Annotated in this window: 26 protein-coding genes; 15 read left to right on the top strand and 11 right to left on the bottom strand. The window is 66.9% G+C overall.

The features are described from left to right. Positions 1–362: 362 nt before the first annotated feature. Entirely contained in the window at positions 363–905 is a 543-nt protein-coding gene (locus tag ACN9MV_RS00915; protein ID WP_093056989.1) for a hypothetical protein, read from the bottom strand. A 121-nt stretch (positions 906–1,026) separates the two neighbouring features. Between ACN9MV_RS00915 and ACN9MV_RS00910 the strand changes: the two genes are divergently transcribed. Further along, positions 1,027–2,007, top strand: coding sequence for a LysR family transcriptional regulator (locus tag ACN9MV_RS00910; RefSeq protein WP_093056990.1), 981 nt, complete (start codon positions 1,027–1,029; stop codon positions 2,005–2,007). 10 nt (positions 2,008–2,017) lie between these two features. Here the strand turns inward: ACN9MV_RS00910 and ACN9MV_RS00905 are convergent, their stop codons facing one another. Beyond that, positions 2,018–2,236 carry a hypothetical protein gene (locus ACN9MV_RS00905; RefSeq protein WP_093056991.1) on the bottom strand — a complete coding sequence of 73 codons (219 nt, stop codon included), beginning with the start codon at positions 2,234–2,236 and terminating at the stop codon, positions 2,018–2,020. 80 nt (positions 2,237–2,316) lie between these two features. Between ACN9MV_RS00905 and ACN9MV_RS00900 the strand changes: the two genes are divergently transcribed. Continuing rightward, positions 2,317–3,123 carry a metallophosphoesterase gene (locus ACN9MV_RS00900; RefSeq protein WP_426391035.1) on the top strand — a complete coding sequence of 269 codons (807 nt, stop codon included), beginning with the start codon at positions 2,317–2,319 and terminating at the stop codon, positions 3,121–3,123. Positions 3,124–3,222: 99 nt separating this feature from the next. Next, positions 3,223–4,722 carry an amidase gene (locus ACN9MV_RS00895; RefSeq protein ID WP_426391034.1) on the top strand — a complete coding sequence of 500 codons (1,500 nt, stop codon included), beginning with the start codon at positions 3,223–3,225 and terminating at the stop codon, positions 4,720–4,722. Here ACN9MV_RS00895 and ACN9MV_RS00890 read toward each other — a convergent pair. Both ACN9MV_RS00890 and ACN9MV_RS00885 read right to left on the bottom strand, forming a co-directional pair. Beyond that, the gene (locus ACN9MV_RS00890) at positions 4,719–5,336 is read right to left on the bottom strand and encodes a TetR/AcrR family transcriptional regulator (RefSeq protein WP_093056993.1); all 618 of its coding nucleotides are present in this window, start codon (positions 5,334–5,336) and stop codon (positions 4,719–4,721) included. The two genes, ACN9MV_RS00895 and ACN9MV_RS00890, sit on opposite strands and share 4 nt — an antisense overlap. A gap of 92 nt (positions 5,337–5,428) precedes the next feature. Then, positions 5,429–6,163: a GntR family transcriptional regulator gene (locus tag ACN9MV_RS00885; RefSeq protein WP_093056994.1), complete on the bottom strand. Its 735-nt coding sequence runs from the start codon at positions 6,161–6,163 to the stop codon at positions 5,429–5,431. Between the two features lie 262 nt (positions 6,164–6,425). On the opposite strand from ACN9MV_RS00885, the gene ACN9MV_RS00880 reads away from it, so the two are divergent. From ACN9MV_RS00880 to ACN9MV_RS00845, 8 genes are all read left to right on the top strand, one after another. Then, the gene (locus tag ACN9MV_RS00880) at positions 6,426–7,760 is read left to right on the top strand and encodes a Rieske 2Fe-2S domain-containing protein (RefSeq protein WP_426391033.1); all 1,335 of its coding nucleotides are present in this window, start codon (positions 6,426–6,428) and stop codon (positions 7,758–7,760) included. 11 nt (positions 7,761–7,771) lie between these two features. Beyond that, positions 7,772–9,220 (top strand): glutamine synthetase family protein, encoded by a 1,449-nt coding sequence (locus ACN9MV_RS00875; RefSeq protein WP_426391032.1) that lies wholly within the window; start codon positions 7,772–7,774, stop codon positions 9,218–9,220. 5 nt (positions 9,221–9,225) lie between these two features. Continuing rightward, positions 9,226–9,549, top strand: a complete 324-nt coding sequence (locus tag ACN9MV_RS00870) for a 2Fe-2S iron-sulfur cluster-binding protein (RefSeq protein WP_093056997.1) — start codon at positions 9,226–9,228, stop codon at positions 9,547–9,549. A 112-nt stretch (positions 9,550–9,661) separates the two neighbouring features. Further along, positions 9,662–10,852: an ABC transporter substrate-binding protein gene (locus tag ACN9MV_RS00865; protein ID WP_426391031.1), complete on the top strand. Its 1,191-nt coding sequence runs from the start codon at positions 9,662–9,664 to the stop codon at positions 10,850–10,852. Between the two features lie 31 nt (positions 10,853–10,883). Further along, positions 10,884–11,744, top strand: a complete 861-nt coding sequence (locus tag ACN9MV_RS00860; RefSeq protein ID WP_093076619.1) for a branched-chain amino acid ABC transporter permease — start codon at positions 10,884–10,886, stop codon at positions 11,742–11,744. Next, the gene (locus ACN9MV_RS00855) at positions 11,741–12,703 is read left to right on the top strand and encodes a branched-chain amino acid ABC transporter permease (protein ID WP_426391030.1); all 963 of its coding nucleotides are present in this window, start codon (positions 11,741–11,743) and stop codon (positions 12,701–12,703) included. Before ACN9MV_RS00860 ends, ACN9MV_RS00855 begins: the two co-directional genes overlap by 4 nt. Then, positions 12,700–13,476: an ABC transporter ATP-binding protein gene (locus ACN9MV_RS00850; protein ID WP_093057001.1), complete on the top strand. Its 777-nt coding sequence runs from the start codon at positions 12,700–12,702 to the stop codon at positions 13,474–13,476. Before ACN9MV_RS00855 ends, ACN9MV_RS00850 begins: the two co-directional genes overlap by 4 nt. Further along, positions 13,469–14,185 (top strand): ABC transporter ATP-binding protein, encoded by a 717-nt coding sequence (locus tag ACN9MV_RS00845; RefSeq protein WP_426391029.1) that lies wholly within the window; start codon positions 13,469–13,471, stop codon positions 14,183–14,185. Before ACN9MV_RS00850 ends, ACN9MV_RS00845 begins: the two co-directional genes overlap by 8 nt. Positions 14,186–14,191: 6 nt before the next feature. On the opposite strand, the gene ACN9MV_RS00840 is transcribed toward ACN9MV_RS00845, so the two are convergent. Together ACN9MV_RS00840 and ACN9MV_RS00835 are read right to left on the bottom strand one after the other, a co-directional pair. Next, the gene (locus ACN9MV_RS00840; RefSeq protein ID WP_093057003.1) at positions 14,192–15,352 is read right to left on the bottom strand and encodes an ABC transporter substrate-binding protein; all 1,161 of its coding nucleotides are present in this window, start codon (positions 15,350–15,352) and stop codon (positions 14,192–14,194) included. Positions 15,353–15,457: 105 nt separating this feature from the next. After that, positions 15,458–17,038: a phospholipase D family protein gene (locus tag ACN9MV_RS00835; RefSeq protein ID WP_093057004.1), complete on the bottom strand. Its 1,581-nt coding sequence runs from the start codon at positions 17,036–17,038 to the stop codon at positions 15,458–15,460. A 72-nt stretch (positions 17,039–17,110) separates the two neighbouring features. On the opposite strand from ACN9MV_RS00835, the gene ACN9MV_RS00830 reads away from it, so the two are divergent. Beyond that, positions 17,111–18,340, top strand: a complete 1,230-nt coding sequence (locus ACN9MV_RS00830; protein ID WP_426391028.1) for a nucleoside recognition domain-containing protein — start codon at positions 17,111–17,113, stop codon at positions 18,338–18,340. Between the two features lie 270 nt (positions 18,341–18,610). Here ACN9MV_RS00830 and ACN9MV_RS00825 read toward each other — a convergent pair whose 3' ends face one another. Then, positions 18,611–20,587, bottom strand: coding sequence for an alkyl/aryl-sulfatase (locus tag ACN9MV_RS00825; RefSeq protein ID WP_426391027.1), 1,977 nt, complete (start codon positions 20,585–20,587; stop codon positions 18,611–18,613). A 61-nt stretch (positions 20,588–20,648) separates the two neighbouring features. Between ACN9MV_RS00825 and ACN9MV_RS00820 the strand changes: the two genes are divergently transcribed. From ACN9MV_RS00820 to ACN9MV_RS00810, 3 genes are read left to right on the top strand one after another with little or no spacing between them, the layout of a single operon-like run. Then, positions 20,649–21,572, top strand: a complete 924-nt coding sequence (locus tag ACN9MV_RS00820; RefSeq protein ID WP_426391026.1) for a LysR family transcriptional regulator — start codon at positions 20,649–20,651, stop codon at positions 21,570–21,572. A 41-nt stretch (positions 21,573–21,613) separates the two neighbouring features. After that, a complete protein-coding gene (locus tag ACN9MV_RS00815) occupies positions 21,614–22,123 on the top strand; it encodes a flavin reductase family protein (protein WP_093057008.1) in 510 nt (169 codons plus the stop codon). After that, positions 22,123–22,623: a BON domain-containing protein gene (locus ACN9MV_RS00810; protein ID WP_093076610.1), complete on the top strand. Its 501-nt coding sequence runs from the start codon at positions 22,123–22,125 to the stop codon at positions 22,621–22,623. Before ACN9MV_RS00815 ends, ACN9MV_RS00810 begins: the two co-directional genes overlap by 1 nt. Positions 22,624–22,635: 12 nt before the next feature. Here ACN9MV_RS00810 and ACN9MV_RS00805 read toward each other — a convergent pair whose 3' ends face one another. From ACN9MV_RS00805 to ACN9MV_RS00790, 4 genes are read right to left on the bottom strand one after another with little or no spacing between them, the layout of a single operon-like run. Continuing rightward, positions 22,636–23,445: an ABC transporter permease gene (locus ACN9MV_RS00805; RefSeq protein WP_256330758.1), complete on the bottom strand. Its 810-nt coding sequence runs from the start codon at positions 23,443–23,445 to the stop codon at positions 22,636–22,638. Between the two features lie 11 nt (positions 23,446–23,456). Then, positions 23,457–24,212 (bottom strand): ABC transporter ATP-binding protein, encoded by a 756-nt coding sequence (locus ACN9MV_RS00800; protein WP_093076609.1) that lies wholly within the window; start codon positions 24,210–24,212, stop codon positions 23,457–23,459. After that, positions 24,209–25,171, bottom strand: a complete 963-nt coding sequence (locus ACN9MV_RS00795) for an ABC transporter substrate-binding protein (protein WP_426391025.1) — start codon at positions 25,169–25,171, stop codon at positions 24,209–24,211. The genes ACN9MV_RS00800 and ACN9MV_RS00795 overlap by 4 nt, the downstream gene beginning before the upstream one ends. Continuing rightward, a complete protein-coding gene (locus tag ACN9MV_RS00790) occupies positions 25,168–26,295 on the bottom strand; it encodes an aryl-sulfate sulfotransferase (protein ID WP_426391024.1) in 1,128 nt (375 codons plus the stop codon). The genes ACN9MV_RS00795 and ACN9MV_RS00790 overlap by 4 nt, the downstream gene beginning before the upstream one ends. Between the last annotated feature and the right edge of the window lie 6 nt (positions 26,296–26,301).

Raw genomic sequence — 26,301 nt, 5'->3', positions numbered from 1 at the left:
CCAACCAAACTTTTCAACTCTTTCTTCGCCTCCCACCAGCTTCTTTTCGCAACCCGCAACTTCCGTCGCAAGCCGCTGAAGCCGTTTCAGCGAAGCCTTCGATTATGCACCGTTTTTTCAAACCGCGTCAACTTTCGAAGACTTTCTTCACCGCCAACAATCAACGCCCCAGAGAAGCACCAACTGCCTCGAACACCAGTGGCATTCATCAGCGAAGCCCACGAGTATATGACAGATTTGGGGGTGCCATCAACCTCCACGAACTTTTTTCGCCCAAGTTCCGAGGCACCTCCTCGAAGACTACGCTCCCCCATAAAGAAAGCCGCCCGAGGGCGGCTTTCTTACATACAGCAAGTTGCTACTTAGTAATAGCGCGAGCTGTTCATGCGGCGCATCGCTTCATAGAGCGTGGGCATGCGCACTTCCTGCGAACGGGTGCTCATGCGGGCCAGCGCGTCGATCTTGGCAGCCTCAGCGGCAGGCACCGTGCCTTCCGATTGCTGGCGCCACATTGCAGCCTGCAGCTCTTGCATCACGCGCGGGTCGCTCTTGGCGGTTTCCAGGAAGCGGGCGTCGGCGCGGGCAGCGGCACGGCGTTCGGCTGCAGCGCGCCAGGCACCGGCGATGCTGCTTTGGCGCACCGAGCCTGCGAACAGCGCGAACAAGGCGATGGCTGCGACGCAGAACACAGTCCAGGCAGCGAGCAGACCGCCTTCGTTCCAGTTGGAAACGAGCGAGTCAGTCACCACCAGCACGGCCGCCGCAATGGCGACGATCAGCAGGGCAACGAGCGGACGGGCTCCATTGGCACCGGCGCGGGCGGCCTGGATCTGGCCGAACAGGACTTCGGCGCGACGCACGCCGGGGTGGACAGTAGGTTGGTCAACGTGAACGAAGCTAGTCATGATGCATCCCTCCTGGGACAGTGGTAATCAGTGGTGGCGAACAAGGCCGATGCAGTGATATTAGGGATTACCCCAGTGTTCGTCCACTTTATCTTTCTGATGTTTATCATTCACAAGACTGATGGACGTCAACTTTCGCACACTCGACCTCAACCTGCTTCGCGTCTTCGACGAGGTGATGGCGGAGCGCAACCTCACGCGCGCCGCCCGCAACCTCTCGATCACGCAACCGGCGGTAAGCAATGCGCTGCGGCGCTTACGTGAAGTACTGGGGGACGAGCTGGTGCGCCGCTCCGGCGCCGGCGTGGAGCCCACGCCACGGGCGCTTGCCCTCTGGCCGACCGTGCGCGATGCCCTGCGCCAGCTGCAGCACACACTGGCTCCCGGCGAGTTCGATGCAGGCACCGCCGACACCACCTTCCTATTGGCGATGGCCGACGCCACCGCAGCCGAACTCATCCCGGGCCTGGTGCAGATCGCCGAAAAGGAAGCGCCCGCCATTTCGTTGCGCGTGCTGCCGCTGACCACACGCGATCCGCGCCGCATGCTGGAGCTGGAAGAGGTCGACATGGCCGTCGGCTATTTCCCGGCGGTGATCGCCAGCCTCGCGGCGCGCGGGCAATCTGGGGTAGGGGTGCCGTTCGAGACCCAGCGGCTCTACCTGGGTCAGTATGTATGCGTGATGCGGCGCGGCCATCCGCTTGCGAGCGCACCCCTCACGCTCGATGACTACTGCGCAGCGCGACACCTGCTGGTGAGTTTTTCGGGGAGGCCCTACGGCTTCATCGACCAGACGCTGGGCGCCTTGGGGCGCGAGCGGCGCATCGTGGTGACGGTGAACCAGTTCTTCACGGCCGGCCGGGTGGTCGCCAATTCAGACCTGCTGACCGTGCTGCCCCGTCACTTCGTGACGGTGACCGGCATCGACGATCAATTGGTGCTGCGCGACCTGCCCTTCGACCAGCCGCCGGTGCACGTGGATGCCATCTGGCATCGGCGCGCCCAGCATGGGCATTCGCACGAGTGGCTGCGCAATGCGCTGTTGCGCTCGGCAGCCGCGGCTTTCGCCGGATCGGTCCTCGGGCAGAAAGTGCCCGGCTGACCGGGTTCGCTTAGCGGACGACGCTGAGCCAGGCGCTGGCTGCGGCGCGCAGTTCCTGCGCGTGGTGGGCTCCGCGGCCGGCGCGCATATCGGCGCTTTCCATCAGCGCTGCGGCGTGGCTGGCCGGAGCATTGGCGCTGGAAGAACGGAAGAAACGGGCCACTTGGGCAATGAGGCTGAACATGACGGTGCGCGGCTCGTGGCTGCGCTGGAGTGGTTGATGTTTCAAGAATAAGGGTTATCCCTAGTTAATCAAGCCAAACCTTATGCACTTCACGCATGGGGCAATTCACCTAGACTGGCCCGACGATGAAGCTGCAACTGCTCTCCGACCTGCATCTGGAGTCCCATCCCCGCTTCCATGCCGAGCCCGTGCCGGGCGCCGACATGCTGATCCTGGCGGGCGACATCGGCTCCTACCAGCAAGGCTCCCGCCTGACCGATACCGATTTCGGCCTGGGCCGCTTTTCGCCTCGCAACGGCTGGCCGGTGCCGGTTGTCTACGTGCCGGGCAACCACGAATACGACAACGTCGACTTCGACGAGACCCACGACCGCCTGCGCACGCTCTGCGAAGAACTCGACATCCTCTGGCTGGAGCGCGAAACCCGGGTAATCAACGGCATCCGCTTCGTGGGCACCACGCTGTGGGCCGACTTCGACGCACTGGCCGAACCCACCGACAGTCTGGCCGAGGCGCTCAAGAAACGTGGCAAGGCCATGCGCGCGGCCGATTTCTATCTTGAAAAAGCGGCCACCATGCGTAACGGCGAACTCTTTCTCGCCGCACAGTTGCGCGACCAGGCGCTGGCCTGCCAGACCTGGCTCACCCAGGCGCTGGCCGAACCTTTCGACGGCACCACGGTGGCCATCACCCACTTTGCGCCGAGCCTCGAAAGTGCTGACCCGCGTTACGGCCTGACACCCGGCACGGCCGGCTTCTGCAATGCGCTCGACGAGTTGCTGCCCCATGCGAAGCTGTGGCTGCACGGCCACCTGCACTGTCCGTCCGACTATGTGAAGAACGGCTGCCGCGTGGTGGCCAACCCGCTGGGCTACGCACGCAACGGCGAACAGGAAGGCTACAAGCCCCAGTTGCTTATCGAAGTGCGCTGACCGGCCGCAGCGTCGCGCAGACGGTAACGGCCAGCAACGCGTTCGCCACCACGGCTGTGTAGACTGGCCGAGCCCATCTCACCGATGGAGGAGAGCGCCATGACGCAACAGCAACAACAACGACGCAACTTCCTGCAGCAGACCGCCGGCGCCGCCGCGGCCACTGGGCTGCTCTCCTTGTGGCCCCGGGCCTTCGCCCAGGGACCGAACGAAACCGCCGGCAGGGCCATGGGCCAGCTGTCGATAGCCGAAATGTCGCGCCGCCTCGCCGCCGGCACCCTCAGCAGCAGCCAACTAGTAGAAGAAGCACTGGCCGCCATCCAGAACCCCGCGGGCGAAGGCGCGCGCACCTTCATCCGCGTGCACGCCGATACGGCCCGCGCCACCGCGGCACGGCTCGACGCCGAGCGCAAGAGCGGCCGCCCGGCCGCCTCGCCGATCGCCGGCATCCCGATCTCCCTGAAAGACCTGTTCGACGAAGCCGGCATCACCACGCTCGGCGGCTCGATGGTGCTGGCCGGCCAGCCGCCGGCGGCGCGCGATGCCCTCGTGGTCGAGCGGCTGCGACGCGCCGGCGCGATCATCATCGGGCGCACCAACACGGTCGAGTTCGCATACACCGGTCTGGGCGTCAACCCGCACTACGGCACGCCGAAAAATATCTACGACCGCGCAACAGGCCGCATCCCGGGCGGCTCGACCTCGGGCGGCGCGATCTCGGTGACCGATGGCATGGCGGCCGGCGCCATCGGCACGGACACCGGCGGATCGCTGCGCATCCCGGCGGCGCTCAACGGGCTGGTGGGCTTCAAGCCGACGCAGCGGCGCATTCCGCTCGACGGCGTGATGCCGCTGTCGACCTCCTTCGATTCGGCCGGGCCGATGGCATGGACGGTAGAAGACTGCGCCCTGCTCGACGCCGTGCTGGCCGCCGAACTGCAGCGCCCGCTGCGTGTGCTTCCGCTGCGCGGCCTGCGCTTCGCGGTGCCCAAGACCTTCTTCCAGGACGATCTGTCGCCGCCCGTGGCCGCGGCATTCGCGTCGGCGCTGGCCAAGCTCTCCGCCGCCGGCGCGACGGTCACCGAACTGCCGATGACCGAGTTCGCGAAGGCGCCGACCATCAACCCGCGCGGCATGATCACCGCCGCCGAAGCCTTCACCTGGCACCGCGACTTCATCAAGACAGGTGCCGCCAAGTACGACCCGCGCGTGCTGGCCCGCATCAAAACCGGCGAAACCATCACCGCGCCTGACTATCTGCAGCTGCAGGCGCTGCGCCGCCAGTTCATCCGCTCGATCAACACCGCCGCCGTGGGCTACGACGCGATGCTGATGCCCACCACGCCCGATATCGCTCCGCCGATCGCCGAGGTTCTGAAGGACGACGACACCTACTACCGCATCAATGGCCGCATGCTGCGCAACCCCTCGGTGGTGAACCTGTTCGACGGCTGCGCGCTCTCGGTGCCCTGCCACGACGCGGGCACGGCGCCGGTCGGGCTGATGGTGGCCAGCATCGGCAACACCGACCACCGGCTACTCGCGGTGGGCGCAGCGGTCGAAGCCGTGGTGACGCCGCGGCGCGCGCTCAGCAGCTAGCGCGCGGCCAGGCCGTCGAAGCAGGTTGCGAGCACAAGCTCGACGATCTGCTCGTCTGTCTGCAGCCCGCCGGCCTTCAGGAAACCGAGCACCGGATCGCAGGCGCGTGCGAACAACGTGTAGAGCACGGCAATCGCCGGCAGCTTCGGGTTGAGCGAGCCGTCGGCCTGCGCCGCCTGGATCCAGCCGCCGAGCTGGTCGCTGATGGTGACCAGGCGGTCGAGATATCCCCGGTTGTTCATCAGCGCGGCGCGCAGGCTCGAGTTCTGGTGCGGCAGCGAAGGCATCTCGCCGGCCAGCTGCATCTGCATGGCCCAGCGCACCACAGCGCGCAGCTTGTCGACGGGCTTGTCCTCGGCCGGCACCGCGGCAAGGAAATCCAGCGTGCGCTGCATGATGCGCACCATCGCGGCGGCCGCCAGGTCTTCCTTGCTGGGAAAGTGCTTGTAGAGGCTGGCCTTGGCGATGCCGACCGTTGCGGCCACCTCGTCGACCGTCATCGATTCGAAGCCCTTCTCGGCGAGCAGGCGGTTCGCGGTCTGCACGATGGCCTCTTCACGGGCCTGCAGCATCTGTTCCTTGAACGAGGTCTTGGCGGGGGCGGTGGCACTCATGCCGGAAATTCTAGTCTCGCCCGTCGCTGGGCAGACGGCGTGGATGCCGAAATACCAGCCAGTCTTATACAGACGCGCCGGTTTGCCCGATCTCAGGCGCCCCGGCCCTTGGACACCAGGCGGATGCCCGGCATCAGCTCGGCCGCCAGCTCCGGGCGCTCGAGCGCGTAATCGAGGTTCATGCGCGCGATCTCGACGTGCTCCTCGCCCAGCGCCTGCGCCCGCGAGCCTTGCCCGCGCTCAATGGCCTGCACGATCGCGTGATGCGTGCGGTGCGCCTGCCGCATCCATTGCTGGCCCTCTTCCATCGACGACTGCATCGGCAGCATCGCACTCGGGGCGGCAAAGGGCTGGCCGCCCAGCATGTCCATCACCCGCTTGAGCGCGAGATTGCCGCAGCCTTCGACGATCAGCTTGTGGAAGCGGTCGTTCATTTCGACGTAGGCCGCGTAGTCGTCGATCTCCATGCTGGGCTTGTTCACAGCGCGGTCGCCGTCTTCCAGGCACTCTTTCAGGTCGCGCAGCAGCTGGCGCGATGCACCGTCTTCGGCCAGCAGGCGCGCGGCGAAGCCTTCGATCACGCCGCGCACGCGGATGGCGTCGGCCACTTCCTGCGAGGTGAAGCGGCGCATCTGGTAGCCGCCGCTGGGCGATTGCTCGATCAGCCCTTCGTGCTCCAGGCTGGCCAGCGCGAGCCGCACCGGGGTGCGCGAGGCTTCGAGCTTCTCGGCGAGCGGGATCTCGGCCAGCCGCTCTCCGGGCACGAATTCGCCCTTGAGGATCATGTCGCGCAGTTGCACGAGCACGCGGGATTGTTGGGAGTCCATCGGCGGATTCTAGGAGACGAGCCCGACACTGCACGCAGCATATTTAGCTTGGCTCGGTTGTTGCATGCATTGCACCACAACAAGTGTCGAAAACTAACGAGCAGCTCAGCGTTTACCCTGATTTTTGCCTCTTCAAGCCCCGAATCGGGGCGAAATCGCAGATGAAAGTTTGACCCGGATCGAGGATCACCAAGACAATGCATACAGTTGCATGCAATGGCTGCAAGCCTCTTTCCACAGTCCCCACGATGGAGCCCTCACGATGATCAGCGCAGAGCAGAACGATTTCATCACCCGCGTCGGACCCGGCGCGCCCGCCGGCAAGCTGCTGCGCCGCTACTGGCAGCCGGTGGCCCTGGCCGACGAACTGGCGGGCCCGCGCCCGGTCAAGCCCGTAAAGCTCATGGGGCAGGACTTCGTCCTGTTCCGCGATGAGAGCGGCCAGCTCGGCATGCTCGACCGCGACTGCCCGCACCGCGGCGCCGACCTGGCCTTCGGCCGGCTCGAAAACGGCGGCATCCGCTGCGCCTTCCACGGCTGGCTGTTCGACGCCAAGGGCAATTGCCTCGAAACCCCGGCCGAGCCCGCCACCAGCAAGCTGTGCAGCCGCATCAAGCAGTCGGCCTATCCGGTGGCCGAGAAAAGCGGCGTCGTCTTCGCGTACATCGGCGAGGGCGAGCCGCCCGCCTTCCCCGAGTTCGACTGCTTCGTCGCGCCCGACAGCCACACCTTCGCGTTCAAGGGCCTGTTCGAATGCAACTGGCTGCAGGCGCTCGAAGTGGGCATCGACCCGGCACACGCCTCGTACCTGCACCGCTTCTTCGAGGACGAAGACACCTCCGGGAGCTACGGCAAACAGTTCCGCGGCGCGTCGGCCGACTCCGACATGCCCATCACCAAGGTGCTGCGCGAGTACGACTGTCCCGACATCAGCGTGGAGCCCACCGACTACGGCTTCCGCCTGAAGGCGCTGCGCAAGCTGTCCGAAGACACCACCCACGTGCGCGTGACCAACGTGGTGTTCCCGCAGGCCTTCGTGATCCCGATGAGCGCGGAGATGACCATCTCGCAATGGCACGTGCCGGTGGACGACACGCACTGCTACTGGTACGCCATCTTCACCAGCTTCACCGGCCCGGTCGACAAGCGGCAGATGCGCGACCAGCGCCTGAAGCTCTACGAGCTGCCCGACTACACCTCGCGCAAGAACAAGCGCAACAACTACGGCTACAGCATCGAAGAGCAGCTGACCGAAACCTACACCGGCATGGGCGACGACATCAACGTGCACGACCAGTGGGCGGTGGAGTCGCAAGGCGCCATCCAGGACCGCACGCGCGAGCACCTGGGCAGCACCGACAAGGGCATCATTGCCTACCGCCGCGTGCTGGTGAAGGCCATCGAAGCCACGCTGGCCGGCGAGAGCGCGCCGATGCTCATCGACGCCGCACAGGCCAGCGCAATGACCGGCCCGCCCTCCATCGACGGCATCGGCCGCAACGTCAGCGACGAGGCAGCCACCGAGGCCTACTGGCAGGACGCCGACCGCGCGCGCCGCCTGAAGTCCGACTGGGCCTCCGCACGGCTCGCCGCCTGAGCACGCACGCCATGAGCAGCAGCCACACATTCGTCGACCGCTTCGGCCTCTGGTCCGACGACCAGCATGCGCAGGCCAGGGAGCTGGTGCGCCGCATCGACAGCGGCGAGGTCGACCTCGTGCGCTTCGCCTGGCCCGACCAGCACGGCATCCTGCGCGGCAAGACGCTCGTCGCCACCGAGGCGCGCTCGGCCCTCTGGGAAGGCGTGAACCTGACCTCCACCCTGCTGGCCAAGGACACCTCGCACAAGACCGTGTTCCCGGTGTTCACGCAAGGCGGCGGCTTCGCCATCGAGGGCCTGCAGGGCGGCGCCGACTTCACCATCGTGGCCGACCCCGCCACCTTCAAGGTGCTGCCATGGTCGCCGCGCACCGGCTGGGTGATGTGCGACGCCTACATGGCCGACGGCAAGCCCTGCCCCTTTGCCACGCGGCAGATCCTGCAGCGCGCGGTGCGCCAGCTCGACGAGCTGGGGCTGGACTTCATCGCCGGCCTCGAAGTGGAGTTCCACGTCTTCAAGCTCGACGACGCGCGCATGGGCCTGTCCGATTCGGGCCAGCCCGGCGAGCCGCCGCGCGTGTCGCTGCTGTCGCACGGCCACCAGTACCTCACCGAGCTGCGCTACGACCGCGTCGACGGGCTGATGGAACTGCTGCGCTCGAACCTCATCGCGCTCGGCCTGCCGCTGCGCTCGCTCGAAATCGAATTCGGCCCGAGCCAGTTCGAGCTGACCTTCGGCCCTACCGCCGGCGTGATGCCGGCCGACACCATGGTGCTGCTGCGCAGCGCCATCAAGCAGATCTGCCAGCGCGCCGGGCTGCACGCCACTTTCATGTGCCGGCCGAAGATTCCGAACGTGATGTCCAGCGGCTGGCACCTGCACCAGTCGCTGCGCCGCAAGAGCGACGGCGTCAACGCCTTCATGCCCGAAGCCGAGGGCCAGACCCTCAGCGAGATCGGCATGCATTACCTCGGCGGACTCAAGGCGCATGCCTGCGGCGCCGCGGCGCTGGCGAGCCCCACCATCAATGGCTACCGCCGCTACCGCCCCTTCTCGCTCGCGCCCGACCGCGCGATCTGGGCCAAGGACAACCGCGGCGCGATGCTGCGCGTGCTCGGCGGCGTGGGCCAGAGCGCCTCGCGCATCGAGAACCGCGTGGGCGAGCCGACGGCCAACCCGTACCTGTACCTGGCGTCGCAATTGTTCTCGGGGCTCGACGGCATCCGCAACAAGACCGACCCCGGTCCTTCGGCCGATGCGCCGTACGAAACGCCGGCGGAGCAGTTGCCTCGCTCCTTGAGCGACGCCCTCGCCTGCCTGCGCAAGGACGAGATGCTCAACACGCAGATGAGCAAAGTCTTCATCGACTACCTCTGCCACATCAAGGAAGCGGAAATCGCCCGCTTCAACCTCGAAGTCTCGGAGTGGGAACACCGCGAGTACTTCGACATGTTCTGAAAACCATGCCCACGATCCACTACATCCTCAAGGACGGCACCACCCGCGAAGTCGACGCCAAGGTCGGCGCCAGCGTGATGGAAACCGCCATTCGCGGCAACGTGCGCGGCATCGACGCCGAGTGCGGCGGCTGCTGTTCCTGCGCCACCTGCCACGTCTACGTGGACGACGCCTTCATCGACCTGCTGCCGCCGCCCGACGACATGGAGAGCGCGCTGCTCGACGCCGTCGCGTCCGAGCGCAGGTCCGGCTCGCGCCTGAGCTGCCAGCTCAGCGTGACCGCAGCCTTCGATGGCCTCAGGGTCCGCGTGCCCGATACCCAGATTTGAAGGACGGCTCGGGCATCATCGCCCGCTTTGTTTGCATATTCGGTTACATGACAGCGGCGCCCGATGTGGCGCATCCACTCCACCTGAAAGGCGTTTTCCCGTGAACCCAACGATGACCAAGAGAACCATCCTCTCGACCCTGCTGCTCGCCGGCCTCGGCCTGCTGGGCGCCACGGCGCACGCCGCCGACGAGCCGCTGCGCATCGGCCTCATCGCCACCTACTCGGGCCCGTACGCCGACTACGGCCGCCAGTTCGACGCCGGCATCGCGCTCTACCTGAAGGAGCACGGCGGCAAGGTGGGCGGCCGCACGGTCGAGATCATCAAGAAGGACACCGCAGGCCCCGCGCCCGACGCCGCCAAGCGCATCGCGCAGGAGCTCATCGTGCGCGACAAGGTGAACGTGCTCACCGGCCTGGACTTCAGCCCCAACGCGTACGCCGTGGGCGCCATCGCCACGCAGGCGAAGATTCCGACGATCGTGATGAACGCGGCATCGTCGGCCATCACCACCAGCTCGCCCTACGTGGCGCGCCTGTCGTTCACCGTGCAGCAGGTAACGGACCCGATGGCGCGCTACATGCTCAAGGAAGGCATCAAGGACGCCTACACCGTGGTCGCCGACTACGCCTCGGGCGTCGACGCCGAGACCGCATTCAAGAAGACCTTCACCGCCGGCGGCGGCAAGGTCTCGGGCGAGGTTCGCACGCCGATGAACAACCCCGACTTCTCGGCCTACGTGCAGCGCATCAAGGACGCCAAGCCCCAGGCCGTGTTCTTCTTCTTCCCCTCGGGCGTGATGCCGCCGGCCTTTTTGAAGGTGTGGAAGGAGCGCGGCATGGAGCAGGCCGGCATCAAGCTCTACGCCACGGGTGAAGCCACCGACGACAGCTACCTCGACGCCACCGGCGACGTGGCGCTGGGCCTGGTCACCAGCCACCACTACTCGTTCGCGCACCCCTCGCCCAAGAACCAGAAGTTCGTGAAAGACTTCGCCGCCGACAATGGCGCCAAGCTGCGCCCGAGCTACTTCGCCGTGACCGCCTACGACGCGATGGCCGCCATCGACCTCGCACTGGCCAAGACCAAGGGCGACGCCAGCGGCGACAAGTTCATGGACGCCCTCAAGGGCCTGAGCTTCGAGAGCCCGCGCGGCCCCATCGAGATCGACCCCGCCACGCGCGACATCGTGCAGACCGTCTACATCCGCAAGACCGAGCGCGTGAACGGCCAGCTGGTGAACGTCGAGTTCGACAAGTTCGACCGCGTGAAGGACCCGGCCAAGGAAGCCGCAGCCAAGTAAGCCAGCCAGTTCGTCAGCCAGCAGGAAATTCATGGGCATCGTGATCTTCGATGGAGTGGCCTACGGCATGCTCCTTTTTCTCATCGGCGTGGGCTTGTCCATCACGATGGGGCTCATGAATTTCGTCAACCTCGCGCACGGCAGTTTCGCGATGGTGGGCGGCTACGCCGCGAGCGTGCTGATGAACCACTTCGGCCTGGGCTTCGGCCTCTCGCTGGCGGCGGCCTTCGTGGCGGCTGCCGTTGCGGGTGCGGTGCTGGAGTTCGTGTTCTACCGTCGGCTGTACCGCGCGCATCCGCTCGACCAGGTGCTGCTGTCGATCGGCGTGGTGTTCGTGTCGATCGCCGCCTTCACGTATTTCTTCGGCCCGACGATGCAGCCCTTCACGCTGCCGCCGGCGCTCGACGGGCAGATGTCGCTGCTGGGCCTCGAAGTGGGCCGCTACCGCCTGTTCCTGATCGTCTGCGGCGTGGCGGTGCTGGCCGCGCTGCTGCTGGGCCTGGGCAAGACGCGCTACGGCGCGATGGTGCGCGCGGCGGTCGACAACCAGCGCGTGGCGGGCGGCACCGGCATCAACGTGCAGCGGCTGTTCTTCCTGACCTTCTCTCTCGGTTGCGGCCTCGCGGGGCTCGGCGGTGCATTGAGCCTGGGCATGCTGGGGCTGGAGCCGTCGTTCCCGCTCAAGTACCTCGTCTACTTCCTGATGGTGGTGTGCGTGGGCGGTGCGGGCACCGTCACCGGGCCGTTCATTGCGGCGCTGCTGGTCGGCATCGTGGACGTGGCGGGCAAGTACTACCTGCCGGAAGCGGGCGCCTTTCTCATCTACGTTTTCATGATCGTCATGCTGCTGGTGCGGCCGAACGGCATCGTTGCGAAGAAGGGGCTCGCATGAAAGCCCTGCATCTTTCTCCCGCGCACCTGGGCATCGCCGAAATCGCTTTCTGGCTGGCACTCGCGTCGAGCTTCTTCCTGCTGCCCGACAAGCTCACGCTGATGAGCCAGATCATGATCTTCGGCCTGTTCGCCGTGTCGCTCGACATGGCGCTGGGCTACGCGGGCATCCTCACCGTGGGCCACGCGGCCTTCTTCGGCGCGGGCGCCTACGCGGCCGGATTGCTGGCCAAGTACGGCTGGAGCGAGCCCTTCACCGGCTTGCTGTTCGCACTCGCAGTGTGCGGCGTGCTCGGCTATGTATTGAGCTACCTCGTGGTGCGCGGCGCCGACCTCACGCGGCTGATGATCACCATCGGCGTGTGCGTGCTGCTGTACGAGTTGGCCAACCGGCTCTCGGGCATCACCGGCGGCACCGATGGGCTGCAAGGCGTGGTCATCGCGCCGGTGCTAGGTCTCTTCGACTTCGACCTCTACGGCAAGACCGCATTCGGCTATGCCTTCGGCGTGGTGCTCGCGATGTTCCTGCTCGTGCGGCTCGTGCTGCGCTCGCCCTTCGGCCTGGCGCTGCGCGGCATTCACGACAGCCGCAAGCGCATGACGGCCATCGGCTCGCCGGTGGAAGCGCGGCTGCGCATGGCATACGCCTTCTCGGCCGCGGTGGCCGGCGTGTCGGGCGCACTGCTGGCGCAGACCACGCAGTTCGTCGGCATCGAGTCGATCGGCTTCAACCGCTCGGCAGAGGTACTCATCATCCTGGTGCTGGGTGGTACAGGGCGGCTGTACGGCGGAATGATCGGCGCCATCGTCTACATGCTGGTGCACGACTGGTTCGCGGACATGAACCCGCAGTACTGGATGTTCTGGCTCGGTATCTTCCTTATTGCGGCCGTCATGCTGGGCCGCGGCGGCATCATGGGTGCGCTCTCGCGTTTCGTTCGCATGGGGAAGGCGCGATGAGTTCCACCACCACGCACACGCTGCGCACACACGGCCTGGGCATCCGCTTCGGCGCCTTCCAGGCCGTGAGCGATGTGAACCTCTCGCTCGAACCCGGCGCGCGGCAGGCACTGATCGGCCCCAACGGCGCGGGCAAGACCACGCTCATCAACCTGCTCACCGGCGTGTTCAAGCCCACCAGCGGCAGCATCCACATGGGCGATCGCGACATCACGCGCCTGCCTGGCGACAAGCGCGCGCGCATGGGCCTGGCGCGCACCTTCCAGATCAACACGCTGTTCCCCAGCCTCACGCCGCTGTTGTCGGTCGTGCTGGCAATCAGCGAGCGCGAAGGGCTGGGCGCCACGTGGTGGCGGCCGCTGAAGGGCTGCACGGCGGTGTTCGACGAGGCGCATGCGCTGCTCGGCACGCTCCGGCTCGACAGCCTCGCCGACGTGCCCGTGGCCGAGCTGGCCTATGGCAAGCAGCGGCTGCTGGAGATCGCGCTCGCACTCGCGGCCAAGCCCCGCATCCTGCTGCTCGACGAACCCGCTGCCGGCGTGCCTGAAGACGAGAGCGGTGAGCTGTTCGAGGCCATCGCGGCGCTGCCGCCCGACATCAGCGTGCTGTTCATCGAGCACGACATGAAGCTCGTCTTCCGCTTCTCGCGCCGCATCTCGGTGCTGGTGGGCGGACGCATCCTGACCGAGGGCACGCCTTCGGAAATCGGCGCCGACCCGCGCGTACGCGAGGTCTATCTCGGAAGTTCACCCCGCCATCACCACCATGCCTGAAGCACTCGCCTTCGACCAGGTCACCGCCGGCTACGGCAATGCAGTCGTGCTCGACCGACTCGACTTTTCGCTGCAGCAGGGCGAGAGCCTCGCCATCCTCGGGCGCAACGGCGTGGGCAAGACCACGCTGCTCGAAACGCTGATGGGCAACACCCGCGTGATGCAGGGCTCAATCCGCTGGCAAGGCGCCGACATCACGCGCTGGCCGTCGCACCAGCGCGTGCGCGCGGGGCTGGGCTGGGTCCCGCAGGAGCGCGAGGTGTTCCCATCGCTCACCGTTGAAGAAAACCTCACGGTGATATCGCGGCTCGGCGGCTGGAACCTGAAGCGCGTCTACGACTTCTTCCCGCGCCTGCGCGAGCGGCGCGGCAACTACGGCAACCAGCTCTCCGGCGGCGAACAGCAGATGCTCGCCATCGGCCGCGCGCTGATGACCAACCCCAAGCTGCTGCTGCTCGACGAGCCGATGGAAGGCCTCGCGCCGATCATCGTGGAAGAGCTGGCTGCAGCGATCCGCCGGCTGTGTGAGTCGGAAGGACTGGCGTCGATCGTGGTCGAGCAGCATCCGGTGCTCGCGTTGGAGATGACGCACAAGGCGATCGTGCTGGAGCGCGGCACCGTGGTGCATGCGGGGCCGAGCGCAGAGCTCGCGGCCGACAGGACTCTGCTCGAAGGCTTGCTCGGCGTGGGAATCGCCGAGCAAGCCTGACGGCGTTCAGCTCAGCATCTGCCCGCGGCTGCCGATGACGGCCACGTCCACGAACTGCCCGCCTTCGCGGTTGGTCCGACCGTAGTTGATCTTCACCCCGCCCAGGTCGAAGTTCTCGATGCTCGCCAGCCCCGACATCACCGACGCACGCGTGAGCGAACCACCGGCACGGCGCATGCCTTCAGCCAGCACTGCGGCGTTCAGATAGCCCTCCAGGCTCGTGAGCGAAAAGTCCTTGACGCCGTTGGCCACCATGTCGGCCTGATAGCGGCGCACGATCTCGAATTTGGTCGAGTACGGCGACGGCACCACGATCACGAAGCCCAGGCCCTTGGCCAGGTCGCCCATGGCCGACAGCGCGCTGGCCGTGATCGACAGGCCATAGGCCGAGCTGCTGTTGCCCGCCTCGCGCAGTGCCTTCAGGAACACCGGCGCAGTGCCGGCCAGCCCGACCACCACCACCTGCGGCTTGGCCTTGGCGATCGCCTCGGCGGCGGGGCCCACTTCCATGCTGGTGGTGTTGGGCGTGGTCGCGATCACCGCCGGCTCCAGCTTGGCCTTGGCCAGCGCATTCTTGAAGGCCGCCAGCACCGACTGCCCCAGCGGGTCGTTCGAATGCACGAGGCCGATGCGGCTCTGGCCCAGCACGGCGGCGGTGCTCACGAGCTTGTCGACTTCCTGGTCGTAGTTGGCGCGCACCCAGAAGGTGTTGGGCGAAGCCTTCTTGCGCAGCGCGATCGTGCCGGTGATCGGGCCGACCACGGCCATGCCGGGCACAGCGTCCATCACCTCGGCTGTCTGGCGCGTGCCCAGCGGGTGCAGCAGCGCGAGCACCGAGCTGTCTTTCTCGAAGGCCAGCGCGTTGGCCTTGGCCACGTCGGGCTTGAAGGTGTCGTCGGCCATCACGAGCTCGACCTTGGTGCCGTTGATGCCGCCCGCCTTGTTCAGCGCATTGAAGAACGCGCTCGAACCCTGGAACAGCCCCTGCCCGTTGGCCTTCTCGACGCTGCTGTTGTCGAAGGTGGTGCCGATGCGCACCGGCCGGTTCTGCGCAAGCGCCGGAAAACCCAGGCCCGCGGCGGCGGTTGCTGCGGCCAGCCCGGTCAGCGCACGCCGACGGCTGGTGGAAAGCGGCGCAATCGACTCGCGCGGCACGGGAACGGTCATGGTCGAAGTCTCCAGGAGGTAATGCGTTAGTGACAAAAATTCACATTCTTTCAAGGAATGTAACGCACCCACTCTCCACCCGAGATGACAGCGGCAGCTACTTCGCTACAGCAGCTCTTCGCCCACGATGGGCAGCAACAGCCAGTTCTTGAAGCGCAGCCAGAGGAATTCGCCGGGCTCGTCCTCGTGGACGATGTCGCCGCCGGCGTCGTCGTACTCCAGCCATTGCACGCGCCGGCCGTTGGGGCCCAGCCGCAGCCGGTAGCCGAGGTTCACGCGCTCGCCCGACATGAGCTTGTTGTAGTCCTGCACCAGCTCGGGACTGTCGATGACCAGGCCTATCTCGGTGTTGACGGCGGCCGAGCGGTGGTCGAGGTTCATCGAGCCGACGAAGAAGCGCTCGTTGTCGACGATTGCCAGCTTGGCGTGCAGCCGGCTGATCGACTTGCCGAAGTCGCCGAAGCGGCCCGAGCTGCCGCTTAGCGTGGGCGCGATCTCGAAGATGGTGACGCCGATCTTCAGCATGTCGGCGCGGTAGCGCTCGTAGCCCGCATAGGCCAGCGGCTCGTCGGTCGCGCCCAGCGAGTTGGTCACGACCGTGATGCGCCCGCCCTTGGCAATGCACGCCCGCATTTCCTCCAGGCCCTTGGGGCCCGGAATGAAGTACGGCGAGGCAATGACGACCTCGCGCCGCGTGGCGTTGATCACGCTGAGCGCGCCTTCGGTCACGCTGCCGATGTAGGCCTCGTCGGCCTTGCGCGTGATCTTGTCGGGGTCGTCGATGAACAGCGTGGCCGGCGCCCAATAACGGTCGAGCTTGCCGGTGATGAGCTGCTCGCCCACGGGCGATTTGTTCAGCACGTCGCGCGGGCGAATGGGCACGTCGGGCACGGCCGTGCGCGCAATTTCGTCGAAGCGCCGCTGCGCCGCCTCGCGCGTCATGCCGCGCAGGGGCGCGATACGCTCGATGGGCCATGCGTGCGAGCTGTTCCAGTAGCGGTCGAAGCCTTCGGACATCTGCCGCACGACCGGGCCGCTGGAAATCACGTCCATGTCGATGAAGTTCGCGGCCGTGCTGCGCATGAAGTACTCGTTGCCGATGTTGCGGCCGCCCGACACGGCAAAGCTGTTGTCGGCCACCAGCAGCTTGTTGTGCATGCGGTGGTTGATGCGGCCGAAGTCGGTCAGCGACATGAGCAGCCGCGTGCCGAGCGAACTGGCGCGCGAAGGCAGCGGGTTGAACAGCCGCACCTCCACATTGGGAAAGGCCGCGAGCGTGCCGAACAGCTCGTCCTCGCCGCCGGTGTAGAGGTCGTCCACCAGCAGGCGCACCCGCACGCCACGCGCCGCGGCTTCGCGCAGTTCGCGCAGGAAGAGCAGGCCGATGTCGTCGCGCTGCACCAGGTAGTACTGCACGTCGAGCGACTTCTCGGCATGCCGCGCAAGCGAGATGCGGGCGTCGAAGGCAAACGCCGCCTCGGGCAGCAGCCGGAAGCCCGACAGCGCGGTGGAATCGCCCGGCGCGCCCTTGGCCGCCAGCTGCCCCAGTTCTGTCTGCGCCACGTCGGTGAACGCCGTGACGTTTGCCTTCGGCTCGGGCGGCGGCAGGCTGACGCAGCCGGTGAGCCAAATGGCCGCCAGGACGCTCAGGCAGGCGGCAAAACGACGGACGATGAGGGCGCGCATGGCCCGAACTGTAGCTCGCGGCGGGCCCGGATGGCGGCCCTATCATCGAAGCGAAACAAAAGGAAAAGAAGCGTGCTCAACGGCTTGTGGCTTGGTTTCTTCGGGGTGGCGGCACTGGCGGCGCTGGGGCGGTGGCTCATCGGCGGCGACCCGACCGTGTTCGCGGCGCTGGTCGAGAGCCTGTTCGCGATGGCGCGGCTGGCGGTCGAGGTGATGGTGCTGCTGTTCGGCACGCTCACGCTGTGGCTGGGCTTTTTGCGCATCGCCGAGGCGGCGGGGCTGGTCGGCTGGCTCGCACGGCTGCTGGGGCCGCTGTTCCGGCGCCTCATGCCGGGCGTGCCGGCGGGGCATCCGGCGCTCGGGCTCATCACAATGAACTTCGCGGCCAACGCGCTGGGGCTGGACAACGCCGCCACGCCCATCGGCCTGAAGGCGATGCGCGAACTGCAGCGGCTGAACCCCGACCCGGTGACGGCCACCAACGCGCAGATCCTCTTCCTGGTACTTAATGCCTCGTCGCTGACCTTGCTGCCGGTCACCATCTTCATGTACCGCGCACAACAGGGCGCGGGCGACCCGACGCTGGTGTTTTTGCCGATCCTGCTGGCCACCAGTGCCTCGACGCTGGTCGGGCTGCTCTCGGTGGCGGCGGTGCAGCGCCTGCGGTTGTGGGACCCGGTGGTGCTGGCCTACCTGCTGCCGGGCGCGCTGCTGCTGGGCGGCTTCATGGCGCTGCTGGGCACGCTGTCGGCGGCGGCCATTGCATCGCTGTCTTCGCTGCTGGGCAACCTCGTGCTCTTCGGCGTGATCGTCGTGTTCCTGCTGGCCGGGGCGATACGCCGCATCAAGGTGTACGAGTGTTTCATCGAAGGCGCAAAGGAAGGCTTCGACATCGCGAAGAACCTGCTGCCGTACCTCGTTGCGATGCTGTGCGCGGTCGGCGTGCTGCGCGCTTCGGGCGCGCTCGACTTCGCGTTGAACGGCCTGCGCTGGCTGGTGAACGCCGGCGGCTTCGACGCGCGCTTCGTCGACGCCATGCCCACCGCGCTGGTCAAGCCCTTCTCGGGCAGCGCGGCGCGCGCGATGCTGATCGAGACCATGAAGAGCCAGGGCGTCGACAGCTTTCCCGCGCTGGTGGCCGCCACCATCCAGGGCAGCACCGAAACCACCTTCTACGTGCTGGCCGTGTATTTCGGCGCCGTTGGCATCCAGAGAGCGCGGCATGCGGTGGCCTGCGCGTTGCTGGCAGAGCTGGCCGGTGTTGTGGCGGCTGTCGCGGTCTGCTATTGGTTCTTTGGCTAGGACTCGGCGTTGTTTCGGGGCGCGATCACGCCGACGGGGTACCTTGCTCCGCGAATGTCCTCCGGCCTGCGGCCTCCCCCTTTATTTCGCTGCGCAAGGCACCCCATCGACGTGATCGTTCAGAGCACTTGTTGATAGGCCGGCATGAGCGCTGCGTCCATGTGCGAATGGCACCGGGTGCTCCCCGCAGCGAAATAAAGGAGGAGGCCGCAGGCCGGGGGACATTCGCGGAGGGGAGTACCCGGTGTCATTCGCACACCCCCCGAACCCTCACTTCCGCGGCTCGACAACAGGAAACATCGGCTCGAAGGTATCAAGCATCGAGAGCAGTTCACCCAGCTTCGCCCGGTCACCATCGATCTTCACCTTGCCCGCCAGCACCGCAGCAGGAAAGCTCGTCTCCTTCAGCGTGACTGCATCGAGCGTGGCGCGGCTCAGCGTGACCGTGGCATCGGCTCCCGGCTGCTGACCGGCGATGTGCGTGAGCGCGGAGTTCTCCAGCGTCAGCACGAACTGCTGGTTCGAATCGGTGAAGTTCCAGTTGATGACCATCTTCTTGCCCTCGGCTTTGGCCGCATCGAGCCGCACGCCGAGGAAGTCGAAGAACAGGTCGTTGCTCACCGCTTTCAGCGTGTCGGCGTTGGAGCTGTTGCCGCCCGGAATCTTCGGCACGCCATTGCGCAGCTCCATCGCACCCACCAGATACGCGCTGCGCCAGGTGCCGGCCTCCGACTGGTAGCCCATCTGCTCGAGCGCATCGGCGCCCAGCTCGCGGGCCGCGCGGTTAGCCGGGTCGGCATACACCAGCTGGCTCATCGCGCTGGCCACCCAGCGGAACTCGCCCTTCTTGAAGTCTTCGCGCGCACGCGCCAGCACTGCGTCTGCGCCGCCCATGTACTCGACCGTCTTCTTCGCATAGGCCACCGGCGGCAGCGGGTTCAGGTTGGCGGGGTTGGCGTCGTACCAGCCCAGGTACTTCTGGTACACGGCCTTGGCGTTGTGCCGCAACGTGCCGTAGTAGCCGCGCGCGGACCACTCCTGCTCCAGGCTCGCGGGCATGCGCAGCGTTTCTGCAATGTCGGCCGACGTGTAGCCCTGGTTGAGCAGGCGCAGCGACTGGTCGTTGATGAACTTGTACATGTCGCGCTGCTTCTTCAGCAGGTCGACGATGCGCCCGCCCCCGAAGGTGGGCCAGTGGTGCTGGGCGATGAGCACGTCTGTCTTGTCGCCGAAGGCCACGCGCGCCTCGTCGATGTACTTCGACCACAGGTTGCCGTCGCGCACCTCCGCGCCGCGGATGGTGTAGAGGTTGTGCATGTTGTGCGTCACGTCCTCCGCCATGTTGAGCACGCGGAACTGCGGCAGGTACATGATCATTTCCGACGGCGCCTCCGAGCCCGGCACGAGCTTGAAGACGAGCTGCACGCCGTCGATGGTGCGCTCTTCGGTCGGCTTGTCGATTGTGGCCGTGGGCGCAATCAGCGAAATGGTGCCGCGCGCCAGCGCCTTGCCCAGGCCCGTGTCGACCTGCCCGCGCGCGCCCGGCGGCAGCAGCGTGCCGAACTGGTACTGCGAGCGCCGGCTCATCGCATTGCCCGCGAGGATGTTCTCGGCCACGGCCGTTTCCATGAAGCCCGCGGGCGCGAGCACCTGCACCTTGCCGGCCTTCACGTCGGCCTCGTCGATCACGCCCTTCACGCCGCCGAAGTGATCGGCATGGCCGTGCGTGTAGATCACCGTGCCCACCGGCTTGCGCGGGCGGTGCTGGTAGTACAGGGCAAGCGCGGCGCGCGCGGTTTCGGCGGCCAGCAGCGGGTCGATGACGATCAGCGAGCTGTCGCCTTCCACGATGGTCATGTTGGCGATGTCGAAGCCGCGCACCTGGTAGACGCGGTCGGTCACCTTGAACAGGCCGTGGATCGCATTGAGCTGCGCCTGGCGCCACAGGCTCGGGTTGACGGTGTCGGCCGCTTCGTTTGCCTTCAGGAAGTCGTAGGGCTTCATGCTCCACACCGGCCGCGTGCCGCTGCCGGGCACCAGCGCATCGGGCACGGTGCCGACAAAACCGCGCATCGCGTCCTCGAAGTCCTGCCGGTTGGCGAAAGGCAGCGTCTTCGCCATTTCGGCGTTGGCTTGCAGCGTGGAAGGCTCGGGCGCCTTGGGCGCGATCTGCGCGGAGATCGACGGGGCGCCGAGCGCGCAAGCCAGTGCGACGAATGCAGCTGTGGAGAAGGAAGAAGGGGTCATCCGGCAATTCTCCGAAGCGGCAGAAGCATTGGCAAATGCAAAATACATGCTTCCTTTTTAAGTGAAACGCAAAATGCAGTTGCGCCAGCTCCAGCATCTTGTTGCCCTTGCCGAGCAGGGCAGCTTCGGCCGCGCAGCGCAGGCCGTGCACCTGTCACAGCCCGCGCTCTCGCGCAGCATCGACACCCTGGAAGACAACCTGCAGGCGCGCCTGATCGACCGGGCCTATGGCACCGTGCGCTTCACGCAAGCCGGCGAGCTCGTGCTGGCGCGTGCCCGCGAACTGCTGGCCGATGCGCAGCAGATCCAGCGCGACGTGCTGCAGCTCGAAGGCCTGGCCATCGGCAGCCTCGCCGTGGGGCTCGGTCCCTTCGCCGCGAGCACGCTCGGGCGCATGGCCCTGTCGCTGATGACGCAGCGCCATCCGCAACTCCTGATGCGCATGGAAGTGGCCGACACCGCCACGCTCAGCGAGCGCCTGCACCGGCGCCAGCTCGACCTGTTCATCGCCGACACGCGCGACCTGAAGAAGCAGCCCGGCCTCAAGCTTGCCCGGCTGCCCGACCTGCCGGTCTCGTTCTTCGTGCAGCCGAAGCACCCGCTGCGCCGGCTGAAGCAGGTAACGCTGGAAAAAGCCATGCGCTATCCCGTGGCCGGCCCCAACCTCCCCGCCGAGGTGGCTGCGTATTTCGACAGCCAGATCCAGCGCGACGACCGCGGCGTGTTCAACGTCACCTGCGACGACGCCGGCACCCTGCGCCACCTGGCCCTGACCGCCAACGCGGTCATCCTCGCGCCCCACGCGCCGGCCCTGAACACCGACACCAACGCCCTCGTGCCCCTGCCGGTGGTCGGCTTTGCCCGCATGCAGACGCACTACAGCCTGGTGACGCTCGCGGGCCGAACGCCCTCGGCCGCCGCCACGGTCTATACCCGCCTGGTGACAGAGTTGATGGGCCCGGTCAGGCAGCCCACCGGGCGCTGAGCCAAAATGGCCCTCCTGCCGACCACCGCCCAGCCTCTTTCGTGACCACTCCCCGCCGGGCCCAGCCGCCCTCCTTTTCGACCGACGAGTTTCGTGAATCGCTCGGCATGTTCGCCACCGGCGTCACCGTGGTCACTGCGCGCGCGGCCGACGGCACGCTGGTCGGCCTCACCGCCAACTCGTTCAACTCGGTGTCGCTGGCACCGCCGCTGGTGCTGTGGAGCCTTGCACGCGCGGCCGGCTCGATGCCCGCACTGAGCACCGGCTCGCACTACACGGTGAACATCCTGGCGGCCAACCAGAAGGCGCTGGCCGAGCGCTTCGCCACCAAGAACATCGACCGCTGGGCCGACGTGGCCTTCACCGAGGGCCTCGGCGGTGCGCCGGTGCTGGTAGGCGCGGCGGCCAGCTTCGAGTGCTTCAACCGCAGCCGCTATGACGAAGGCGACCACGTGATCTTCGTGGGCGAGGTGGAGCGCTGCACGCACGACGCGGGCGCCTCGCCGCTGCTGTTCCACGGCGGGCGCTTCTACACCGAGCATCCCTTGTAATGAACCGCCCTGCGCTCCTGTCGTCTGTCTTGTTGCTTGCCGCACAGACCGGCATGGCGCAGGAAGCGAACGGGCCGCTCAAGCAGAACTGGTTCGACGACCCGTTCTTCCAGGTGTCCGCGGGCCTGCCGGCCTGCGCCATGCCCGAGGGGCCGTTCTACACCGCCGAAGAGCGCCGCATGCAGACCCATTCGCGGCTGGAGCGCGGCACCAGCTGCTGGCTGGCCGGCAAATGCACCGACAGCAACGCCTACCGCTACGACAAGCCCCTCGCGCCCAAGGTGCGCGCCGCGCTGCTGGCGGTGCCCGGAGTGAACAAGGGCAGCGTGTGGGTCATGATCCAGCGCCGCTGGGTGTACCTGCAGGGCTGCGTGCCGAACGCGGCGCTGGCGAAGAAGCTGGAACGCGCGGCGCGTGCATTGCCCGATGTCGAGACGGTGGTGCCCGACCTGATGGTGGGCACGCGGGGCAAGCCGCCCTACCCGCTGGCCGCGAAATAAGGCCCCTGGCACTCAGCTTCCCAATGCCGATTCGTGCCAGTGCCGCAGCAGCAGCCGGCCGATCGCGCTCACCACCAGGAAGAACAGAAAGCCCAGCAGCGTCGCCGCGATCACCTCCGCGAACAGCAGTGCGGTGTACATGCGCCCCTGCGCGAACACGATCTGCACGCCCAGCCCGCCTTCGGCATTCCCCGAGCCGATGATGAATTCGCCCACGATGGCGCCGATCACCGACAACCCCGCCGAGATGCGCAGTCCCGCGAAGATGTGCGGCAGCGCACCCGGCAACCGCAGCTTCCAGAACGACACCAGCCCGCTCGCGCGGTGCAGCGCGAACAGCTCCGCAAGATTGCGCGAGGTCGAGCGCAGGCCCAGCATCGTGTTGTTGATGATGGGGAACAGCGACATGATGAAGCTGACGATCACCACCGACAGCTCGTTGTAGCCGAACCAGAGCACGATGAGCGGCGCGATCGCCACCACCGGCACGGTCTGCAGCAGCACCGCGTACGGGTACAGGCTGCGCTCCAGCAGCCGCGACTGCGCCAGTACCGCCGCACCCGCGATGCCGAGGAAGATGGCCAGCGCATAGCCCAGCAGCGCCTCCTTCAGCGTAGAGAGCGTCGCACCCGCGAGCACTGCGGCGTTCTCGGCCGTGGCTGCCGCCACTTCCTGCGGCGACGGCAGCAGATAGCCCTTGCCTTCGTAGACGGTAGCGCTCAGCAGCCACCACAGGCCGATGGCGAGCAGCGCGACGACCAGCACGGGGGCGGCGTTGCGCACGAAGGCGGCGGCCGGAGAAGAAGAATCGGATCGGGTCATCGTCATCTCTCTCACGCCACGGCTTGCGCATGGTGCTGCGCACGCAGCACCGCCGTCACCTGGCCGGTGAGCGCCGCAAAGCCGGCGCTGGCGCGCAACTCGGGCGCGCGCGGGAATTCGAAAGGCACGTCGATCACGTCGAGGATGCGCCCCGGCCGCGGCGACATGACCACCACCCGGTTCGACAGGTACACCGCCTCATGCACGTTGTGCGTGACCAGCACGCCGGTGAAGCCGGCCTGGCGCCACAACGACGAGAGCTCTTCCTGCAGCACGTCGCGCGTGAGTTCATCGACCGCCGCCAGCGGCTCGTCGAGCAGCAGCAGCCCCGGCCGCAACGCCAGCGCGCGCGCCAACGACAGCCGCATGCGCATGCCGCCCGAAAGCTGGTGCGGGTACGACTTCTCGAAGCCCGCAAGCCCCACCAGCTTCAGCGCCTCGGCCGCACGCGCCCGGTAGCTCGCGGGCGCATGGCCTTCGAGCTCCATCAGCAGCTGCGCGTTGCGCTCCACGGTGCGCCAGGGCAGCAGCGCGGCTTCCTGGAACACGAAGGCGGTCTCGATGCCGTCGGGCCGCGTGCAACGGCCCGTGCTCGGCGCGATGAGCCCCGCCATGATGCGCAGCAGCGTCGACTTGCCGCAGCCAGAAGGTCCGACGATGGAGACGAATTCGCCGGGGCGCAGCGCGAGGTCGACCGTGCCCAGCGCCTGCAACCCGGAGTCGAAGCGCTTGGACACGCCCTCCAGCCCGACGGCCGCGCCGCTCATGGGTTGCAGCCCGGCACCAGCGTGCGGTCGTAGCCCTGCTTCGCGTCGAAGTTCGCCGGCAGGAAGTTGACGCTGCGCAATTGGCCCGCCAGTTCGCTCCAGCGCGCGTCGGTCATGCAGCCGATGCGGCCTAGGTCGTGCGAGATCAGCGTCTCGATCATTTCCTTGTTGGCCGCGTCGTAGATCTCGGGCGTCATCTGCTTGTTCATGCCGGTGATCAGCGGCTTCAGCCCCGAGGGGTTGCGCACGTAGTTGGCCCAGCCCTTCTGCACCGCCGCGATGGTGGCCTTCACCAGCGCGGGGTTCTTGCGGATCATGTCGTCGGTGGTGAACAGCACGTCGTAGGGCCGGTAGCCCAGCGATGCCAGCGTGACCTGCTGCACCTGCACGCCGGCCGCGGCCATGCGCGCGGGCAGGAAGAGCGAGTAGCCCTGCTGCACCATCTTCGGATCGTTGCGGAACAGGCTCAGGTCGCCGCTCACCGGGATCTCGCGCGTGCCGGTGAGCTTGTATTGCTTCTTCGTCCACTCCCAGTAGGCGTTGCCGATGTTCACCGCGAAGGTGCGGCCCTGCAGGTCGGCGATGGATTTCACGGACGGGTCGGCGTGGTAGACCAGCGTGTAGGGCACGTAGTCGAGGTGCGCGAACACCGCACGCACCGGCGCGCCGCGCAGGCGGGCCAGCAGCACGTCGTCGGCATTGCCGATGCCGAACTCGGCCTGGCCCGAGGCCACCTGCGGAATGGTCTGGATCTTCGGGCCGCCCTGCAGCACGCTGATCTCGATGCCGGCCTCCTTGCCGAGCTTGTCCTGCTGCGCCTGCCAGTAGCCGGCCTGGTCGGGCTGGGCGAACCAGTTGCTGAGGATGCGCACGGGCTTGGGAGCGTCGGCGGCCTGCGCGAGAAGAGGCAGTGCGGCAGCCAGCGGAAGTGCGAGTCGGCGAAGGGCGGAAGAAATCATGATGCGGAAACCTTGAGCCATGGAAGTTGCGCCGCGGTGTAGCGGAAGGTCTGGAAAACGCTGTTCTGCCGGCCGGGCACGTACTTGCGCGCGGCCTCGTCCGGGTATTCGGCGAACCAGGGAATCACGTACTCCCACACCACCTCGCCGGCCGGTGTGACCTCGAACAGGCGCCCCGTGGCCGACTCGGTGACGTGCGTGTTGCCGTTGGGCAGGCGCTGCGCGCTGCCCATGTAGGCGGTGTAGAACGCGTTGACCAGTTCGTCCGCGTACTGCCACACGACCTCGTTGGAGGCCGGGTCGATTTCGAGAACGCGCGAGAACGCCACATGCTTGCCGGTGCGGAAGTTGCCGTTGTCGAAAGCAAGAATGTGGCCGTTGGCCAGCGCGACGGGCGCGTGCTGGTGCGACAGCACCGACGGCGGAATGTGCAGCTTCAAGCCTCCCGTCGCCTTGTCGACGCCGACGATGCCGGAGGTGGTGCGCAGGCTCATCAGCACCAGCCCCTCGCGCGTTAGGTCCAGGCCGTTCACCAGCGGCCAGTGGGTGCGGCCGAAACCGGGGTGGATGGGGAAGTCTTCCGGCGCCAGGTGCTCCCAGGCCTTCCATTCCCACACCAGCTTGCCGTCGCGGTCGACCTCGCGGATCACGTCGCCGTACATGGCCTCGCCGGGGCCGTGGGCGGTGCCACCCGGCACGCGTTCGGCAAAGCCGGGCGGCACCGGCGCGCAGCCGGCGTACAGCAGGTGGCCGTTGTCGAGCCAGCGGGCGTCGTGGTGGTGCGTCGGGTCTTCGAAGCGCCAGACGATCTCGCCCCCGGGCGTGGCCTCGTAGAAATCGCCGCCGTGCCACAGCGACCAGGCGCCGTAGATCTCGGGCGAGTTCGCGTGGTTGCCGTTGTAGCCGAGGTTGCCGTTCTTCAGGATCACCGCCGCGCGGCCCGGGCGCACGGGCATCTTCCACTGGTGCGCGACGCGGCCCTCGATGTCGATCAGGTAGACGTTGCCGTCATCGGTCTGCGGCGCGATCAGGGTGTAGCCGCCGGCGCTGAGCGCCGGGTCGTGGGCGATCAGGCCGGTGCCGCGGCGGCGCTGGGTGATCTGGTCGACGGTGGTGGTGGTCACGGAAGC

This window comes from Variovorax sp. R-27 (assembly GCF_049913215.1).
Classification (GTDB): Bacteria; Pseudomonadota; Gammaproteobacteria; order Burkholderiales; family Burkholderiaceae_C; genus Variovorax.
This window is presented reverse-complemented; position numbering and strand designations above follow the sequence as displayed.